The 16,770-nt window shown below is 70.5% G+C and carries 17 protein-coding genes and 2 pseudogenes; 11 read left to right on the top strand and 8 right to left on the bottom strand.

The genetic code is table 11. From position 1 onward, the window contains the following. Positions 1 to 5: 5 nt before the first annotated feature. Both ACZ3OF_RS07230 and ACZ3OF_RS07225 read left to right on the top strand, forming a co-directional pair. The gene (locus tag ACZ3OF_RS07230; RefSeq protein WP_361675095.1) at positions 6 to 506 is read left to right on the top strand and encodes a pyridoxamine 5'-phosphate oxidase family protein; all 501 of its coding nucleotides are present in this window, start codon (positions 6 to 8) and stop codon (positions 504 to 506) included. 11 nt (positions 507 to 517) lie between these two features. Further along, positions 518 to 952, top strand: a complete 435-nt coding sequence (locus ACZ3OF_RS07225; RefSeq protein ID WP_361675092.1) for a VOC family protein — start codon at positions 518 to 520, stop codon at positions 950 to 952. Between the two features lie 228 nt (positions 953 to 1,180). Here ACZ3OF_RS07225 and ACZ3OF_RS07220 read toward each other — a convergent pair whose 3' ends face one another. Continuing rightward, positions 1,181 to 1,609 (bottom strand): hypothetical protein, encoded by a 429-nt coding sequence (locus ACZ3OF_RS07220; protein WP_467303314.1) that lies wholly within the window; start codon positions 1,607 to 1,609, stop codon positions 1,181 to 1,183. Positions 1,610 to 2,060: 451 nt separating this feature from the next. Here ACZ3OF_RS07220 and ACZ3OF_RS07215 point away from each other — a divergent pair, with 451 nt between their 5' ends. Together ACZ3OF_RS07215 and ACZ3OF_RS07210 are read left to right on the top strand one after the other, a co-directional pair. Next, positions 2,061 to 2,387 carry a carboxymuconolactone decarboxylase family protein gene (locus ACZ3OF_RS07215; RefSeq protein WP_361675086.1) on the top strand — a complete coding sequence of 109 codons (327 nt, stop codon included), beginning with the start codon at positions 2,061 to 2,063 and terminating at the stop codon, positions 2,385 to 2,387. Positions 2,388 to 2,514: 127 nt separating this feature from the next. Further along, the gene (locus tag ACZ3OF_RS07210; RefSeq protein ID WP_361675083.1) at positions 2,515 to 3,945 is read left to right on the top strand and encodes a DUF2252 domain-containing protein; all 1,431 of its coding nucleotides are present in this window, start codon (positions 2,515 to 2,517) and stop codon (positions 3,943 to 3,945) included. 110 nt (positions 3,946 to 4,055) lie between these two features. Here ACZ3OF_RS07210 and ACZ3OF_RS07205 read toward each other — a convergent pair whose 3' ends face one another. Further along, positions 4,056 to 4,604, bottom strand: coding sequence for a potassium channel family protein (locus ACZ3OF_RS07205; protein WP_361675080.1), 549 nt, complete (start codon positions 4,602 to 4,604; stop codon positions 4,056 to 4,058). A gap of 177 nt (positions 4,605 to 4,781) precedes the next feature. Between ACZ3OF_RS07205 and ACZ3OF_RS07200 the strand changes: the two genes are divergently transcribed. Continuing rightward, positions 4,782 to 5,480, top strand: coding sequence for a hypothetical protein (locus ACZ3OF_RS07200; RefSeq protein ID WP_361675077.1), 699 nt, complete (start codon positions 4,782 to 4,784; stop codon positions 5,478 to 5,480). Positions 5,481 to 5,574: 94 nt separating this feature from the next. Here ACZ3OF_RS07200 and ACZ3OF_RS07195 read toward each other — a convergent pair whose 3' ends face one another. Next, positions 5,575 to 6,936, bottom strand: coding sequence for a glutamine synthetase family protein (locus ACZ3OF_RS07195; RefSeq protein ID WP_352188302.1), 1,362 nt, complete (start codon positions 6,934 to 6,936; stop codon positions 5,575 to 5,577). A 235-nt stretch (positions 6,937 to 7,171) separates the two neighbouring features. On the opposite strand from ACZ3OF_RS07195, the gene ACZ3OF_RS07190 reads away from it, so the two are divergent. The 4 genes from ACZ3OF_RS07190 (at position 7,172) to ACZ3OF_RS07175 (ending at position 9,469) form a co-directional block, all read left to right on the top strand. Continuing rightward, the gene (locus tag ACZ3OF_RS07190; RefSeq protein ID WP_361675074.1) at positions 7,172 to 7,552 is read left to right on the top strand and encodes a hypothetical protein; all 381 of its coding nucleotides are present in this window, start codon (positions 7,172 to 7,174) and stop codon (positions 7,550 to 7,552) included. An 81-nt stretch (positions 7,553 to 7,633) separates the two neighbouring features. Then, positions 7,634 to 8,287, top strand: a complete 654-nt coding sequence (locus tag ACZ3OF_RS07185; protein ID WP_361675072.1) for a DUF3105 domain-containing protein — start codon at positions 7,634 to 7,636, stop codon at positions 8,285 to 8,287. Between the two features lie 2 nt (positions 8,288 to 8,289). After that, entirely contained in the window at positions 8,290 to 8,925 is a 636-nt protein-coding gene (locus tag ACZ3OF_RS07180) for a DUF305 domain-containing protein (protein ID WP_467303815.1), read from the top strand. Positions 8,926 to 9,049: 124 nt separating this feature from the next. After that, positions 9,050 to 9,469, top strand: coding sequence for a CBS domain-containing protein (locus tag ACZ3OF_RS07175; protein ID WP_361675071.1), 420 nt, complete (start codon positions 9,050 to 9,052; stop codon positions 9,467 to 9,469). Here ACZ3OF_RS07175 and ACZ3OF_RS07170 read toward each other — a convergent pair. From ACZ3OF_RS07170 to ACZ3OF_RS07160, 3 genes and pseudogenes are all read right to left on the bottom strand, one after another. Further along, positions 9,454 to 10,287 (bottom strand): alpha/beta fold hydrolase, encoded by an 834-nt coding sequence (locus tag ACZ3OF_RS07170; protein ID WP_361675069.1) that lies wholly within the window; start codon positions 10,285 to 10,287, stop codon positions 9,454 to 9,456. The genes ACZ3OF_RS07175 and ACZ3OF_RS07170 overlap by 16 nt on opposite strands. Continuing rightward, positions 10,284 to 10,721: pseudogene (locus ACZ3OF_RS07165) on the bottom strand (DUF998 domain-containing protein); the annotation flags it as partial. The gene ACZ3OF_RS07170 and the pseudogene ACZ3OF_RS07165, both read right to left, overlap by 4 nt. Positions 10,722 to 11,012: 291 nt before the next feature. Next, a pseudogene (locus ACZ3OF_RS07160) lies at positions 11,013 to 11,201 on the bottom strand (DUF998 domain-containing protein); the annotation flags it as partial. Positions 11,202 to 11,354: 153 nt separating this feature from the next. Between ACZ3OF_RS07160 and ACZ3OF_RS07155 the strand changes: the two are divergent. Continuing rightward, positions 11,355 to 12,209: a DUF4190 domain-containing protein gene (locus tag ACZ3OF_RS07155; protein WP_361675067.1), complete on the top strand. Its 855-nt coding sequence runs from the start codon at positions 11,355 to 11,357 to the stop codon at positions 12,207 to 12,209. Positions 12,210 to 12,428: 219 nt separating this feature from the next. Further along, positions 12,429 to 14,189 (top strand): NAD+ synthase, encoded by a 1,761-nt coding sequence (locus ACZ3OF_RS07150; RefSeq protein ID WP_361675065.1) that lies wholly within the window; start codon positions 12,429 to 12,431, stop codon positions 14,187 to 14,189. Here ACZ3OF_RS07150 and ACZ3OF_RS07145 read toward each other — a convergent pair. Continuing rightward, entirely contained in the window at positions 14,155 to 15,390 is a 1,236-nt protein-coding gene (locus ACZ3OF_RS07145) for an MFS transporter (protein ID WP_361675063.1), read from the bottom strand. The genes ACZ3OF_RS07150 and ACZ3OF_RS07145 overlap by 35 nt on opposite strands. Before the next feature lie 178 nt (positions 15,391 to 15,568). Beyond that, positions 15,569 to 16,591, bottom strand: coding sequence for an endonuclease/exonuclease/phosphatase family protein (locus ACZ3OF_RS07140; RefSeq protein WP_361675061.1), 1,023 nt, complete (start codon positions 16,589 to 16,591; stop codon positions 15,569 to 15,571). Between the last annotated feature and the right edge of the window lie 179 nt (positions 16,592 to 16,770).

The raw sequence follows: 16,770 nt of genomic DNA, 5'->3' as shown, positions 1-16,770 counted from the left end.
CCGCGATGACCCCGGAACCGACCCTGGACGCCCGTTTCAGTGACCCGAAGGCACGCCCCGCCGCATGGTCGGAGGCGGCCGAGCGGCTGGCCCGGGCCGAGGTCTTCTGGCTGACCACGGTCCGCCCGGAGGGCCGCCCGCACGTCACGCCGCTGATCGCGGTCTGGTGGCAGGACGCGCTGCACTTCTGCACCGGCCCCGACGAGCGCAAGGCGCGCAATCTGGCGGAGAACCGGGAGGTCGTCCTCACCACCGGTACGCCGTCGCTCGGCGAGGGCTTCGACCTGGTGGTGGAGGGCGAGGCCGACCGGGTGACCGACGAGGCGCGGCTACGGGCGCTGGCCGACGCGTACGTCGAGAAGTACGGCGCCGATTGGCGATTCGGCGTGCGCGACGGGGCGTTCGTGGGCGACGGTGGAACCGCCCTGGTGTTCGCCGTCGCGCCGCGCACGGTCTTCGGCTTCGCCAAGGGCGAGCCGTTCGGCCAGACCCGCTGGCGCTTCTGAGGAGGCCTTCCATGAACTGGACGCTCGAAGTCGTCCTCGTCCCCGTGACCGACCTCGACCGGGCCAAGGAGTTCTACGGCGAGAAGTGCGGCTTCACGATCGACCTGGACACCGAGGTCGCCCCCGGGATCCGCATGATCCAGGCGACGCCGCCCGGTTCACGCTGCTCGATCATGATGGAGAGCGCCGGCATGCCTCAGCTGCCCGGCACGAAGCCGATGGCGCCGGGCACCCTGCAGGGCCTCCAGCTCTGCGTCACGGACATCGAGGCGGCGCGCAAGGAGCTGCTCGCCCGCGGGGTGGACGTCACCCCGGTCCGCCATGTGAGCGGGACGGGCTGGGAGGACGGCAAGGGCGAGACCTGGAACTCCTTCGTGGCCTTCACGGACCCGGACGGCAACGGCTGGGTGGTCCAGGAGGCCCCGTCGGAACTCTCGGAGCGCTGAGCGCGGGCGCCACGTGCCGGCACCCCGGGTACCGGCAGCCGGGGTGCCGGCAGCCGGGTCCGCCGCTCAGAGAACCGGCGAAGGAAGCAGGCAAGCATGCCGAGACCCCAGGCGATAAGGAGGACCCGGTGATGTCCGGTGCGCAACGATGCCTGGCCGACAAGCTGCACCGCAGGAGCACAACGGTCCGGCCCCGGCAGTCGTCAGGTGCTCGCGGCGAAGGTCCGGTCAACAGCTGAGGCTGGTCGCGGCTGCCGTCGCGGTCTCGTCGAGCTTCTGGATCTGCGGCTGGAGTTGCGCAAGAGCGTCCCGGCCCGTGGTGTCGTCCGGCAGGTCGTCGTAGGACTTCTTCAGGTCTTCGGCGGCGTCCTGGACAGCCGTCCTCTCGGATTCCCTCATGGTTGCCGCGTTTTCCTTGATGCTGTCCCAGTCGTCGCGAATGGCTGCAACTGCCTCCTCGACCTGGTCCTTGGTCGCGGAGGCGGGATCCAACGCCTTCAGCTTGGCGTTGTCGGCCTTCAGTTCAGAGATGTCGGTACAGAGTTCGCCGGCCGCCTTGGTGGCATCCTCCGACGCCGATCCGTTGTCGTCGGAACATGCGGTGACCCCGAGCACCACAATGACCCCGAGCACGCCGGCCATGAGATGACGCTTCAAGGGAGCTCCTCGAACGAGACGGTGAGGGCGGAAGTGGCTACGGAATTCACATCACCACATACGCATGATCAGGGGGATTGCGCACTCGTGCGCAGGCCATTCGGGGGCTCGGTGAGGGAGAGACGACCTCGTCCGCGTGTCGGCTGCGCCTACGTGCACGCCCATCGCCCTCGGAGGAGCCGCACCAGGTCCTGAGGTGCGCAGCACGCGAGACAGGTCGACAGTGGAAGTAGCTCGATCAGCCCACCAGAAACCATGGTTGTGAGAAGCCGTCCGAAGCGAAAACGGGCCTCGACAGCGGGTGGTGGTCTTCCTGATCGCGATCAGGGCCTTCGCGATCTGGGCCTTTTTGCACCGCTCCCAGCCCGTCGGAACCCTGAATCACCCATGCCCGCATCCGTTCCGTCCGCACCCACCGAAGGCCGGAAACACACCCAGGAAGACGCGCAATATGTCCACTACATCTGAAACCCCTGTCCTGGACACCCTCGCAGCCATGACGGTCGACTCGATCGAACGGTGCGGGCTGACCCCGGACATGCTCATGCTCACGCGTATCGCGGCACTCGCCGCTTCGGACGCTCCGCCGATCTCGTACGTGGCTCATATCGACCCCGCCCTCAAGGCCGGCATGACCGCCGATCAGCTGCAGGACGTCCTGGTCGCCATCGCGCCCATCGTGGGCACCGCCCGCGTCATGACGGCGGCAGGCAACATCGCCGCGGCACTCGGCATCGCGATTGCCGTCGCCGACACCGAGATCGAGGGCCAAGGCTGAGACGAGACGCCCACCCGGCATCGACGATCCGCGCGGCCGACAGGGGAGAAGGCCACGGAGCCCTTCTGTCCGACGTGTCCTGTGCCGGGCGCCCCAACGGCCGCAGGACCAGGCAGGAGGGCCTTCGATGCCCCAGAACGCGATCACGGCGATGCGCGCGGCACCCCACGCCACGCCCGGGGAACGGGCGGCCCTCGGCAAGGAGGCACGGCGCCGCTCGCCACGGTCGAGCCATGCCGAGTACAAGCCGTCTCCTGACAGGCCGGACCCGCTGGCGATTCTGGAAGCCCAGTCCGCGACGCGGGTGCCCGAACTCGTCCCGATCCGCTACGGCCGGATGACGGAGTCCCCGTTCCGCTTCTACCGGGGTGCCGCCGCGATCATGGCATCCGATCTGGCCGACAGCCCGCGCTCGGGGATCACGGCCCAGCTGTGCGGGGATGCGCACATGCTGAACTTCCGTCTGCTCGCGTCTCCGGAGAGGCAGTTGATGTTCGACATCAACGACTTCGACGAGACGCTGCCGGGCCCGTGGGAGTGGGACGTCAAGCGACTGTCCGCGAGTTTCGTCATCGCGGGCCGGGCGAACGGCTTCGACGACACCGAGCGTGCCCGCATCGTGAGCTCCACGGTCCGTTCGTACCGAGAGGCGATGATCCGCTTCGCGGGTATGCGCACCATCGACGTCTGGTACGCGAAGATCGACGCGGACCGCCTTGAGGCCCTTGCCACGGACCGACTCCACAAGCGCGGTCAGAAGAACCTGGCCCGCGCCATGGCGAAGGCCCGCACCCGCGACAGTCTGCAGGCTTTCGCCAAGGTCACCGAGACGGTCGACGGCCGACCCATGATCGCGGCGGATCCCCCGCTGCTCGTCCCGATCAGCGACATGCTGCCGGACGCGGAGCGCAGCGCGCTCGAGAGCCAGTTCCGAGGCCTGATCGAGCGGTACGGCCGCACCCTGGCCTCCGACCGGCGCACGCTCCTGGAGGACTACCGGCTGGCCGACGTCGCCCGCAAGGTGGTCGGTGTCGGCAGCGTCGGCACCCGATGCTGGATCTTCCTGCTCCTCGGCCGGGACGACCGGGACCCCCTCTTCCTCCAGGCCAAGGAGGCCGACACCTCCGTGCTCGCCGCACACGTCGGCGCGAGCACGTACCGCAACCAGGGCGAGCGGGTGGTCTCCGGCCAGCGGTTGATGCAGGCCGCCAGCGACATCTTCCTCGGCTGGGAACGGGTGGACGGCATCGACGGCAAGCAGCGCGACTTCTACGTCCGCCAATTGCGCGACTGGAAGGGCATCGCCATGCCGGAGAGGATGCAGCCGAAGGACATGGAAGCGTTCGGCGAACTCTGTGGCATCACGCTGGCTCGTGCACACGCGCGGTCCGGCGACCGGATCGCGATCGCCGCGTATCTGGGCAGCGGCGACTCCTTCGACCGAGCACTCGCGACGTTCGCGGAGGCATATGCCGACCAGAACGAGCGGGACCACAAGGCCCTGCTCGACGCGGTACGCGCGGGCCGGCTGCCCGCGGAGGAGCTGCCGGCGGCCTGACCCGCAGGAGGCTCCCGGGAGTCGACCGCCGGTGAATCGGACCAGGTCACCGCGCGAGGGGCGAGCCCCTCGTCGTGCGAGCGGGAGGGACGGTCCGTGGCTGACGGGGCTCATGCCTCGTCGCGTCGGCCTCCGGTCTCCGAACGGCCCGACTGCACTCTGCCCTGTTCGACTGCCGATACCAGGAGCCGGGCAGCGACACCGATCAGCAGCAGGTTCAGGGTCATCTGCCCCGTGGCCAGCAGCCGGGCCGGTTCGCTGCGCGGGCTGATGTCTCCGAAGCCGACGGTGCTGAAGACGGTCATGGTGAAGTACAGCGCGTCGCTCCGCGACAGCGCCTCGCTGAAGCTGTCCGCGGCGCTGCGCTCCATCAGGTAGTAGGCCGTGGCGAACAGGAGCAGGTAGAGGGGAAGAGTTGTCCCCAGGGCTTCCGCGGCCCGCAGCTCGGGCCGCGGGGACAGCGTGATCTTCCGGATCTGCCATGCCAGGAGCAGCGTCACCGCCGCCATCCCGCCGACCAGCGCGACGAGGGTGCCCGTGGCGTAGGCCGAATCGAGCGGTAGCACGTAGTAGGCGGTGACAAGGATTCCCGCCGTCAGCACCGAACGCACCGCGGCTCGGAGCGTCTGTCGTCGGCTCTTGCGCGAAGTCTTGTCCACGGTTCCGTCCCGATGCGCCGATGCAGTGATCGCGTGGTCGCGTCTGCTCGTGGCTTCAACGTCTCCGTGGTTCGGGGGCCAGGGTGGCAGGCGCACCAGGTGGTCACCGGGATGGCGGCGTCTGCCCCAGGGCGGATTGTGCGACGTGGCGTTCTTCCGTCGCGGAAGGGGTGAGCGATGACGGCTTCCGACGCGGGCCGCGGGACGGCTTCACCGAGCGGCTGGGACGCCCGCCTGTACTGGCAGTGGATCGGCTACAACACGATCGCGTTCGTCATCGTCCTCACCGTCGGCTTCGTGCTGGCCCTGCTCAGCAGCGACGCACTCAACCTGGACCTGATCAGCCGCCATGCCCTCGTCGCGCTGCTGATCGCCACCCTCGGGGCCATCCTGTTCGGAGGCGTCCTCGGAGCGCTCCAGTGGCTGGTCGTCCGCCGGCGGGTCCCCATCCCCCGCAAGGTATGGATCACCGCCAACATCGGCCCCGCGCTCCTGGCCTGGCTGCTCGTGATCATGCCTGCGGTGATCACGGCCCAGGAGTCGGACAACGACGTGTCCACGGCCTACCTACTGGCCGCCAGCCAGAGCCTCGCCCTGGGACCCCTCCTCGGCCTGTCCCAGGCAATCGTGCTCCGCAAGGTCACCAGGCGCTGGGCCTGGTGGATCGGAGCCAACCTGGCCTCCTGGCTCATCGTCGATGCCGTCCTCTACCTGCTGTCACGCCTGTCCGGCGACCTGGACGTCCTCACCGGCGACGGATCGATCGTCGAGGTCTACCTGACCCTGATCGCCACGACTCCGCTGACCGGCCGAGCGTTGCTGTGGGTACTGGCTCCCTCGGCCCTGACGGTGCCCACCGATCCACCATCACGGTGACAGCCCGACCGTCGGCCCAGGGCGATCAGGGCCGACGGTTCCCGACCGTCGGCCCTGATCGTCAGTTCGGGCTTCTACCCGCTCCGACCTGCGCCTACAGCACCGGCAGGTTCTTCCGCAGCTCGAAGGCGGTGACCTCGGAGCGGTACTCCTCCCACTCCTGCTTCTTGTTGCGCAGGAAGAAGTCGAAGACGTGCTCGCCCAGCGTCTCCGCCACCAGTTCGCTCTTCTCCATCAGGGCGATCGCCTCGCCCAGGTTCTGCGGCAGCGGTTCGATGCCCATCGCGCGGCGTTCCGCGTCCGAGAGCGCCCACACGTCGTCGTCCGCGCCCGCCGGGAGTTCGTAGCCCTCCTCGATGCCCTTGAGGCCCGCCGCCAGGAGGACCGCGTAGGTCAGGTAGGGGTTGGCGCCCGAGTCGATCGAGCGGACCTCGACGCGGGACGAGCCCGTCTTGCCCGGCTTGTACATCGGGACGCGGATCAGGGCCGAGCGGTTGTTGTGGCCCCAGCAGATGTACGAGGGGGCCTCGCCGCCCGCGCCCGCGCTGCGGGCCGAGCCGCCCCAGATGCGCTTGTAGGAGTTGACCCACTGGTTGGTGACGGCCGAGATCTCGGCCGCGTGCTTCAGCAGGCCGGCGATGAAGGAGCGGCCCACCTTGGAGAGCTGGTACTCCGCACCCGACTCGTAGAACGCGTTGCGGTCGCCCTCGAAGAGGGAGAGGTGGGTGTGCATGCCCGAGCCCGGGTACTCCGAGAACGGCTTCGGCATGAACGTGGCCTGCACGCCCTGCTCCAGCGCCACCTGCTTCATGACCAGGCGGAAGGTCATGATGTTGTCGGCCGTGGACAGCGCGTCGGCGTAGCGGAGGTCGATCTCCTGCTGGCCCGGGGCGCCCTCGTGGTGGGAGAACTCCACCGAGATGCCCATCGACTCCAGCATCGTGATGGCCTGGCGGCGGAAGTCCATGCCCACGTTCTGCGGGGTGTGGTCGAAGTAGCCCGAGTTGTCGGCGGGGGTCGGCTTCGTGCCGTCGAGCGGCTTGTCCTTCAGCAGGAAGAACTCGATCTCGGGGTGGGTGTAGAAGGTGAAGCCCAGGTCCGAGGTCTTGGCCAGGATGCGCTTGAGGACGAAGCGCGGGTCCGCGAAGGACGGCGAGCCGTCCGGCATGAGGATGTCGCAGAACATCCGGGCCGTGCCCGGGGCCTCCGCGCGCCACGGCAGGATCTGGAACGTGCTCGGATCCGGCTTGGCGATCATGTCCGACTCGTATACACGGGCGAAGCCCTCGATGGCGGAGCCGTCGAAGCCGATGCCCTCGTCGAACGCCTGCTCAAGCTCGGCGGGCGCCACGGCCACCGACTTCAGGAAGCCGAGCACGTCGGTGAACCACAGCCGCACGAACCGGATGTCACGCTCTTCGAGCGTCCGGAGCACGAATTCCTGCTGCTTGTCCATTTCCACACCCATCTTTGCTGGTCAGGCCGCCTGTTCCCACCGCCTCGGGCACATCGGGGGGCACCTGAGCATCCCACCACATGGTTTCGCGCACGTTGCACACCCATAGTGCCTGCTCGGGTGTGACTCAGGTAACGGTGGACAGGCCGGCTCCGTGCGTCCGCTCCCCGCGGTTCCCCCCGTACTTCCCCCCGGATCCCCACTCCCGGCCCATGGGCCACTACGATCTCCGCACATGGGGGGCCCTCCACTCGTACGCCTGTCCCGGCGCGCGCGTCCCATGGCACTGGCGAGTGCCGTGGCGACGCTCCTCGCCGCGCTCTTCGTCTGTCTGGGTGCCGGCGACACGGCCTCCGGCCACGACGAGACCACCCGGGCGCACCACCGGGTCACGGCCGCCGAGGACGAGTACGTCTGCCCGTACGACCGAGGCGACTGCTCCCTGTTCCCCTCGCTCAGCCCGGCGGTGCTCACCGCGCCGCCGCTCGACCCTCCGCAGCACGCGGAGGGCCGGCTCCCGGGCCCCGTACCGGCGTACGACACCGGCCGGGCGCTCCGTCCCGACGCGCAGCCCCGCGCACCGGACCTGCACGTCCTTCAAGTACTGCGGACATAGCCGGCGGGCCGCATCCGCCCCCGCCCCCGGCTCACGCCCGACGCCTGACGCCACCCCACATCCGAGAAGGACGACACTCACATGGCCGCCAACCGCTCCTCCAATGCCGACCGCCGCGCCCGAATAGAGGAGATGCGCCGCGCCGAGCAGGCCCGCGAGCGCCGCAACCGCTTCCTCACCATCGGTATCTCCACCGTCGTCGTCCTGAGCCTCGTCGGCTTCGGCGGCTACGTGCTCAACAAGGAGTCCGAGAAGAAGGAACAGAGGGAGGCCGCCGCGAAGGCCCCCATCAAGGACGAGAAGTCCTGGGACGCCAAGAAGCTCGGCCGCAACCACGTGACGACCCCGGTCGCCTACGAGATGAAGCCCCCGGTCGGCGGTGACCACGACCAGGTCTGGCAGAACTGCGACGGCGACGTCTACACGTCGAAGATCGCCGAGATGAACGCGGTGCACTCGCTGGAGCACGGAGCCGTCTGGGTCACGTACAACAAGAAGGCCGCCGAGGCCGAGGTGAAGAAGCTGGCCGAGAAGGTCGGCAAGACCCCGTACTCGCTGATGAGCCCGGTCGACGACCAGACCGGCGCGATCATGCTGAGCGCCTGGGGCAAGCAGGTGACCGTGGACAGCGCGAGCGACCCGCGCGTCGACGCCTTCTTCACCAAGTACGTGCAGGGCCCGCAGACCCCCGAGCCCGGCGCGGCCTGCACCGGCGGTGTCGGGGCGACCCAGTGAGGCTGACCCGTACGCACGGGGCGTCGATCGCCGCCGTCGTCCTCGCGCTGCTGTTCGCCGGGGGCGCCGTCACGGTCGCCTCGGCGGAACGCGAGGAGGCTCCGGCGTCCCCCGTGTCGGCCTCGGCGGACGCGGGCTTCGCCCGTGACATGGCGGTCCACCACCAGCAGGCCGTCGAGATGTCGTTCATCGTCCGGGACCGCACCGAGGACGAGGAGGTGCGCCGGCTGGCGTACGACATCGCCAACACCCAGGCCAACCAGCGCGGCATGATGCTGGGCTGGCTGGACATGTGGGGCCTGCCGAAGGTCGAGTCCGGCACCGAGACGATGGCCTGGATGGGCATGGACGGGCACGGCGACGCCGGTCCGCTCGACGGGGCGCTGATGCCGGGCATGGCGACCAAGACCGAGCTGGAGCAGCTGCGCAGGGCCAGTGGCAAGGAGGCGGAGATCCTCTACCTCCAGCTGATGACCGACCACCACAAGGGCGGTGTGCACATGGCCCAGGGCTGTGTGGACAAGTGCTCCGTGGAGATCGAGAAGAACCTGGCGCAGGGCATGGTCGACGCCCAGGAGTCGGAGATCGCCCTCATGGCGGATCTGCTGAAGGCGCGGGGCGCGAAGCCGCGCGCCTGACGGCCGAAGGACAGCGGGCCGGGCCCCCGTGACCCCAGCGGTCGCGGGGGCCGCCGCGTACGCGGACAATGGTTTGCGCTCGGGGACGTACGTACGACGACGTTTCTACGGAGGTACGCACCCCATGACCACGGCGAAGGACATCATGCATCCCGGGGCCCAGTGGATCCCCCGGCACGAAACGCTCGACCGCGCCGCTCAGCTGATGCGCGACCTCAATGTGGGCGCGCTGCCCATAGCCGACGAGAACGAGCGGCTGTGCGGCATCATCACGGACCGCGACATCGTGGTCGGCTGTGTCGCCATGGGCCATGACCCGGCGAAGGTGACCTGCGGAGAGATGGCCCACGGCACTCCGCGCTGGATCGAAGCGGGTTCGGATGTGAGCCAGGTTCTCGACGAGATGACGGGGCACCAGATCAAGCGGCTGCCGGTCATCGAGAACAAGCGTCTCGTGGGGATGATCAGCGAGGCCGATCTGGCGCAGCATCTGAACGACGAGCAGATCAAGGAGTTCTGCGCGACCGTCTACGCCTCCTCCTGATCCCGTACCGCGCGCGCCACGGCGTCCGGGCGGTCCCACATCATCAGATGGCCCGACGGCTCGGCCGCCTCGTAGCGGGCACCGAGCCGTCGGGCCAGTGCGCGCTGGCGGCGCGCCCAGCGGGCGGAGCCGTCGGGGGCGGCGAGGACGGTCACGGGGCGGTCCTGCGGCAGCGGGAACCGCTCGCTCAGGGCGAGGAGTTCGGCGGCGACGGCGCGGTAGTGGGTGTTCTCCAGGAGCGTTCCGTGGAGCACGCGCGAGGTGGAGTACACGCGGCGTACGAGGTCGGCGGGTGCCGGGTCCCCGCCCGCGGCGCGGGAGAGCCGTACGGTGGCGTGGCGGGCGGCGGGACCGAGGGCGGCCGGGACGCCGGCGGCCGACAGCAGGGTCCCGAGGCCGCGGGTGGCGGCGGTGCGCAGGGCAGGGGCTGCGGGGGTACGGGCGTGTTCCTCGACGGACGCGTCGACGAGGACGATCCCGGCGGTACGGCCCGGGTGGAGGCGCGCGAAGGCCTCCGCGTGGAACCCGGCGATGGAGTGCCCGACGACGGTGGCCCGCCCGGGCAGGGAGAGCGCGTCCAGAAGGCCCGCGATGCGGTGCGCCTCGCCCGTGGCGCTGGGCGGGACGGATGCCGGGGCGGAGAGGCCGTGGCCGGGGCGGTCGAAGCGGACGACCGTGCGGTGGGGGGTGAGCAGCGGGACGACCGCGTCCCAGTCGAACCAGCTCATGCCGAGGCCCGCGCTGAGGACGCAGACGGGTCCGGTGCCCTCGATCACGACGTGGTGGGCCACGCCCCCGACCCGTACGAACACGCTCAAGGTCGCTCCCTGGCCACGGAGACGGCGAGTACTGCGAGCCAGAGTGCCACGAGGAGGACCTGGAGCCGCTGGCCGGCCCCCAGTGCCCAGGTGCCCCCTCCCGTCTCGAAGGCGGCGACGGCGGCCAGGGTCCAGACGGTGGCGGCGATTTCGAGGACGACGAGGACGGCGCCGGTACGGCTGAGGGGCAGCCAGATTCCGTGGCGGCGGGCGGCGAGGGTCAGGGCGATCATGGCGGCCAGCGCGCAGGCCATGGCGAGGCCGGAGCTGGCGGCGTGCGCGGTGTGGGTGGCGGGAACGAGGCCGGCGGCCTCGCGGGCGGCGCAGGCCGGGTCGGCGGTGGGGGCGCAGCTGAGCGGCAGCCGGGAGTCGACCGCGGTGGCGGCACCGAAGAGCGCGAGGGCGAACCAGCCGACGAGGACGAGACGGCGGCGACGGGGGCGGGGGCGGGGTCCGTGGCGTTCGTGGTCGCGGTCGGCGTGCGGGCCAGGGTCATGGCCGGCGTGGGCGTCGTGGCTGGCGCGGGCGCCGTGGGCGCCGTGGGCGCCGTGGGCGCCGTGGGCGCCGTGGGCGCCGAGGCCGGCGTGAGCGTCGTGACTGACGTGAGCGTCGAGGGCGTCGAGGGCGTCGTGAGCGTCGTTGTGGGTGTCGCCGGAGTCCGTCGGTGGCCGGCGGGTCGCCCGGAGCGCCGTGGCGGCCGCCGCGAGGACGAGGAGGCCCGCCGTGAGGTCGGTCGCGCGGAAGAGGCCGCCGAGCGGCTGGTCGGTGGCGGCGAGTTCGGAGACGTACGTCCCCACCGGGTCGAGCCCGGTCCTGACGACGGCTTCGAGGGCCCAGGCGGTGTACGCGAGCGCGCCGAGGACGAGGAGGACCGCGGTGACTCGCGCGGCACTGCCGGGACGAGAAGTGGACATAGTGGTACGGATGTTATGCGGACGCTGCCGGGTCCGCCCGGTCGGGGTGGGACCGGCCGGCCGACGACCCCCACCGGTTGATCACAAAATCCCTGGCTCCTCCATAATCAGCTGGCTTAACGTCAACACCCTGACCACCCCGGAGGATGTCGCATGACCACGCCCACGAACGCCCCAGGCCAGAATCCCTGGGGGCAGCCGCCGACCGGTATGCCCGGGATGCCGCCGCAGCCGCCGTTCCAGCAGCCGCGCAACGGGCTCGGGGTGACCGCTCTCGTCCTCGGCATCGTGGGCCTGCTCTTCGCGATCCTCCCGTTCCTGTTCTGGCTCGGCGGGATCCTGGGCCTGCTGGCCCTCATATTCGGCATCATCGGCCACTCCCGCGGCCGTAAGGGCGAGGCGACGAACAAGGGGATGGCCCTCACCGGCCTCATCCTCGGTGCGGTCTCCATCGTCGTCTCGATCATCTGGCTGATCGTCGTCGTCACCGCGGTCAAGGACATCGCGGACGACATCGACAAGGAGATCAAGAAGCAGGAGAAGGCCACCGCCGCTCCCGCCGAGCCCGGCGCGGAGCCCACGGACGCCGAGCCGACCGAGGCCGCTCCGGCGGCGCTGAAGTTCGGTCAGACCTTCGCGTACGAGGACGGGATCAAGGTGACCGTCTCCAAGCCGCGCGCCTACAAGCCCGACCAGTTCGCCGCCGGGCACACCAAGGGCAACAGCGCGTTCCAGGTGACGGTCACGATCGTCAACGGCAGCAAGGAGACCCTCGACGTCACCGGCGCCCTGGTGGACGCGAGCGACGCGGAGGGCGCGCGCGCCGAGCCGGTCTTCGACGGCAGCAACGCCACGCAGATGTTCCAGGGCAACGTGCTGCCCGGCAAGCAGGCCAAGGCCGACTTCACCTTCTCGGTCTCGCCGAAGGCGGACGGTGAACTGCAGGTCCAGCTGAGCCCGACCATCCTCGACCACGAGGAAACGATCTGGCTCGGCCCGACGAAGTAGCCGAACACCCGGCGTGGCCCGGCGTCCCACCCCGGGGCGCCGGGCCTCGCCGTTTCCGGCAGCCGCGGGCGTACCGGACCGGACCGCCGGACACGCGCGGGCCACGCCGGCCACGCCCGGCCGCCGGGCCCGCCGGACGACGCCCGGCCCCCAGCCGCGACCACACCGATCCTGGCCGTCGTCAGGACATAGCGTCGGTCTGACGATTACACTGGGCACGTGCCTCAACTACGCCTCGCTCTGAATCAGATCGACTCGACCGTCGGCGATCTCGCCGGGAACGCCGAGGCGATCGTCCACTGGACCCGGCACTCCGCCGAGCAGGGCGCGCATCTGGTCGCGTTCCCCGAGATGGTGCTGACCGGCTACCCCGTCGAGGACCTCGCGCTGCGCTCGTCCTTCGTGGAGGCGTCCCGGGACGCCCTGCGGGCGCTCGCCCGGCGCCTCGACGCCGCGGGTTTCGGGGAGCTCCCCGTGATCGTCGGCTATCTCGACCGTTCGGACCGCGCCAAGCCCCGCCTCGGCCGGCCCGCCGGGTCCCCCGAGAACGCCGCCGCCGTGCTGCACCGCGGCGAGGTGGTGCTGCGCTTCGCCAAGCACCACCTGCCCAACTACGGCGTCTTCGACGAGTTCCGCTACTTCGTCCAGGGCGACACCATGCCCGTCGTCCGCGTCCACGGCGTCGACGTGGCGCTCGCGATCTGCGAGGACCTGTGGCAGGAGGGCGGCCGGGTTCCGGCGGCCCGCAGCGCGGGGGCCGGGCTGCTCGTCTCGATCAACGCCTCGCCGTTCGAGCAGGACAAGGACGACACGCGCCTCGAACTGGTCCGCAAGCGCGCCCAGGAGGCGGGCTGCACCACCGCCTATCTCGCGATGATCGGCGGTCAGGACGAGCTGGTCTTCGACGGCGACTCGATCGTCGTCGACGCGAACGGCGAAGTCGTCGCGCGCGCCCCGCAGTTCTCCGAGGGCACGGTGATCGTCGACCTCGACCTGCCGGCCGCCTCCCCCGACGCGCCCACCGGCGTCGTCGACGACGGGCTGCGGATCGAGCGGGTGGTCCTCTCCGAGGAGCCGCTGCCCGCGTACGAGCCGGAGCTCACCGGCGGGTACGCGGACCGGCTCGACGACGACGAGGAGGTCTACTCGGCGCTGGTCGTGGGCCTGCGCGCGTACGCCGCGAAGAACGGCTTCCGCTCGGTCCTCATCGGCCTCTCCGGCGGCATCGACTCGGCGCTGGTCGCCGCGATCGCCTGCGACGCGGTGGGCGCGCAGAACGTGTACGGCGTCTCCATGCCGTCGAAGTACTCCTCGGACCACTCGCGCGGCGACGCCGCCGAACTGGCCCGCCGCACCGGCCTCAACTTCCGTACGGTGTCGATCGAGCCGATGTTCGACGCCTACATGGGCGCCCTCGGGCTCACCGGTCTCGCGGAGGAGAACCTCCAGTCCCGGCTGCGCGGCACGATGCTGATGGCGCTCTCCAACCAGGAGGGCCACATCGTCCTCGCTCCGGGCAACAAGTCCGAGCTGGCGGTGGGGTATTCGACCCTGTACGGCGACTCGGTCGGCGCGTACGGCCCCATCAAGGACGTCTACAAGTCGACCGTGTTCCGGCTGGCGCGCTGGCGCAACCGGGCGGCCGAGGAGCGCGGCATGACCCCGCCGATCCCGGAGAGCTCGATCACCAAGCCGCCGAGCGCCGAGCTGCGCCCGGGGCAGGTGGACACCGACTCGCTGCCGGACTACGACGTCCTGGACCGCATCCTCGCGCTGTACGTCGACCGCGACCAGGGCAAGGACGCCATCGTCGCGGCGGGCTTCGACGAGGAGCTGGTGGCGCGGACGCTGCGGATGGTGGACACGGCGGAGTACAAGCGACGCCAGTACCCGCCGGGCACCAAGATCTCGGCGAAGGGCTTCGGCAAGGACCGTCGCCTGCCGATCACGAACCGCTGGCGGGAGACGACGAGCCACTGACCGCTCGTTCGACGGCCGGGGCGCCTCCCGCGACGACGCGGGAGGCGTTCTCGGCCGTACGGGTGCGGTCCAACAGGCCCGCCACCGCCGCGATCGCCAGGCCGACCACCGCCAGGACCGCACCGACCAGGGTCGGGGAACTCCAGCCCCAGCCCGCCGCGACGGCCGCGCCGCCCGCCCAGGCGCCGCCCGCGTTGGCGAGGTTGAAGGCGGAGTGGTTGGAGGCGGAGGCCAGGGTCGGGGCGTCCTTGGCCTTGTTCATGACCAGCATCTGGAGCGGGGTGGTGGTCATGAAGCCGACGGCGCCGAGCACGACGACGGTCACGAGCGCCAGCCACGGCACGTGGATCGTGAAGCGGAAGGCGCCCAGGACGAGCGCGAGGGCGGTGAGGGAGCCGTACAGCGTCGGCCGCAGCGCCCGGTCGGTCAGCGGGCCCGCGGCGAGCGCGCCGGCCGTCATGCCGATGCCGAAGAGGGCGAGGACGAGGGTGACCGAGGACTCGCCGAAGCCCATCACCTCGGTGGTCATCGAGGCGAGGTAGGAGTAGACGGCGAAGACACCCGCGAAGCCGAAGACCGCGGTGAGCAGGCCGAGCAGCACCTGAGGCCGGCCGAGCGCCCGCACCTCGCGGCCCAGGCTCTGGCGTTCGTCGACGGGGACGTAGGGCACGAGCCGGGCGAGCGCCGCCATGGCCAGCAGGCCGATGACGGTGACGACGAGGAAGGTGGCCCGCCAGCCGAGGTGCTGGCCGAGCAGGGTCGCGGCCGGTACGCCGAGGATGTTGGCCACCGTGAGTCCCAGGAACATCGTGGCGACCGCCCGCGCCTGCCGGCCCTCGGCCACGAGCCGCGCGGCGACGACGGCGCCGACGCCGAAGAACGCGCCGTGCGGGAGCCCGGCCAGGACCCGGCCGGCGACCAGCCAGCCGAAGCCGGGCGCGAGCGCGGACGCCAGGTTGCCGACGACGAACAGCGCCATCAGCAGAAGCAGCATCTTCTTGCGCGGCACGCGCGAGCCGAGGGCGGTGAGCAGCGGGGCGCCGATGACGACGCCGATCGCGTACGCGGAGACCAGGTGGCCGGCGGTGGGGACGGAGGTGCCGAGGTCGTCGGCGACGTTGGGCAGCAGGCCCATCATCACGAACTCGGTCGTGCCGATGCCGAAGGCGGAGACGGCGAGCGCGAACAGCGCCAGGGGCATGGGAGAAGCCTTTCCAGGGAATAGTTCTTCGACTGAACAAATACTCTCAGCCGAAATGTTCCCGACGGCCTCCCCCAGGTGACGGGAAGGTTTCGACCCGGCCGCGATCAGGACCGTACGAGGATCGGAGCCGGCCACGCGGAGCAGAGCCGTTACGAGCGTCAGCGCCGTACGCGCGTCAGAGCTTGACGCGCGCCGCGATCGGCAGGTGGTCGCTCTTGGTCTCCGGCAGCGTCCACGAGGACATCGGCTCGACGCCCTTCACCAGGATCTGGTCGATCCGCGCCATCGGGAACGAGGCCGGCCAGCTGAAGCCGAAGCCGTCGCCCGACGCGCCCTGCGTCGAGCGCATCTGCGCGGTGACGGCGTTGAGCGAGCGGTCGTTCATGGTGCCGTTGAGGTCGCCGAGCAGGACGACCCGCTCGTGGGACTCCGCGGCGATCGCCTCGCCCAGCAGGTCCGCGCTGTTGTCGCGCTGGTTGGCGGTGAAGCCCGCGTTCATCTTGACCCGCACGGACGGGAGGTGGGCGACGTAGACGGCGACCTCGGCGCCGGGCGCGGAGACCGTGGAGCGCATCGCCCGGGTCCAGCCCATCCCGATGTCGACGGAGTCGGTGCCGTGCAGCGGGTACTTGCTCCACAGGCCGACCGTGCCCTGCACGGAGTGGTACTTGTACGCCTCGGCCAGACCCTTCTCGTAGACCGGGACCATCTCGCCCTTGAGCTCCTCCAGGGCCACCACGTCCGCGCCGGACTCGGCGATCTGCCGGGCCGTGCCCTCGGGGTCGGGGTTGTCGGCGTTCACGTTGTGGGTGGCGACGGTGAGGTCACCGCCCGCCTCGGACTTGTCGGTGATCAGCCCGCCGAAGAGGTTCACCCAGACCACGGCCGGCAGGAGCAGGGCGATCAGCGCGGTCGCGGAGCGCCGCAGCAGGGCCAGGAGCAACAGGACGGGCACGAGGACGCCCAGCCAGGGCAGGAAGGTCTCGTTGAGGCTGCCCAGATTGCCGATCCGGTTGGGGATCTCGGCGTGGAAGGCCATCGCCAGCGTGATAAGCACCGCGCAGACGGCCAGCAGGATGCCGCGGCGCCAGATGCCACGGTCACCGCGGAGGCGGTCGAGCGCCGATCGGAACCGGGACCCGGAGCGCTCGTCCCTGGCGCCACCGTTCTCCGTCTCCGCCATGTCCACCCGCGCCATCACTCAGTCCTCACTGCCTTGCCGTCGTGCTGTCGTGCCCCGCGACCCGACTCGACACTAGGTGATGACGGGTCCTCGGTACTGCCACGGGGGACGACAGGGCCGCGCGGCGGGTTCCCGCGTCCGGCGCGGGGCGGGGTGGCTGTGACAGAACGCGCACATTCGTACGTACGCGCCGA

The sequence above is a fragment of the Streptomyces sp. NPDC022552 genome (assembly GCF_055561875.1).
The sequence above is the reverse complement of the archived record's forward strand: the minus strand, read 5'-3'. Positions and strand labels throughout refer to the sequence as shown.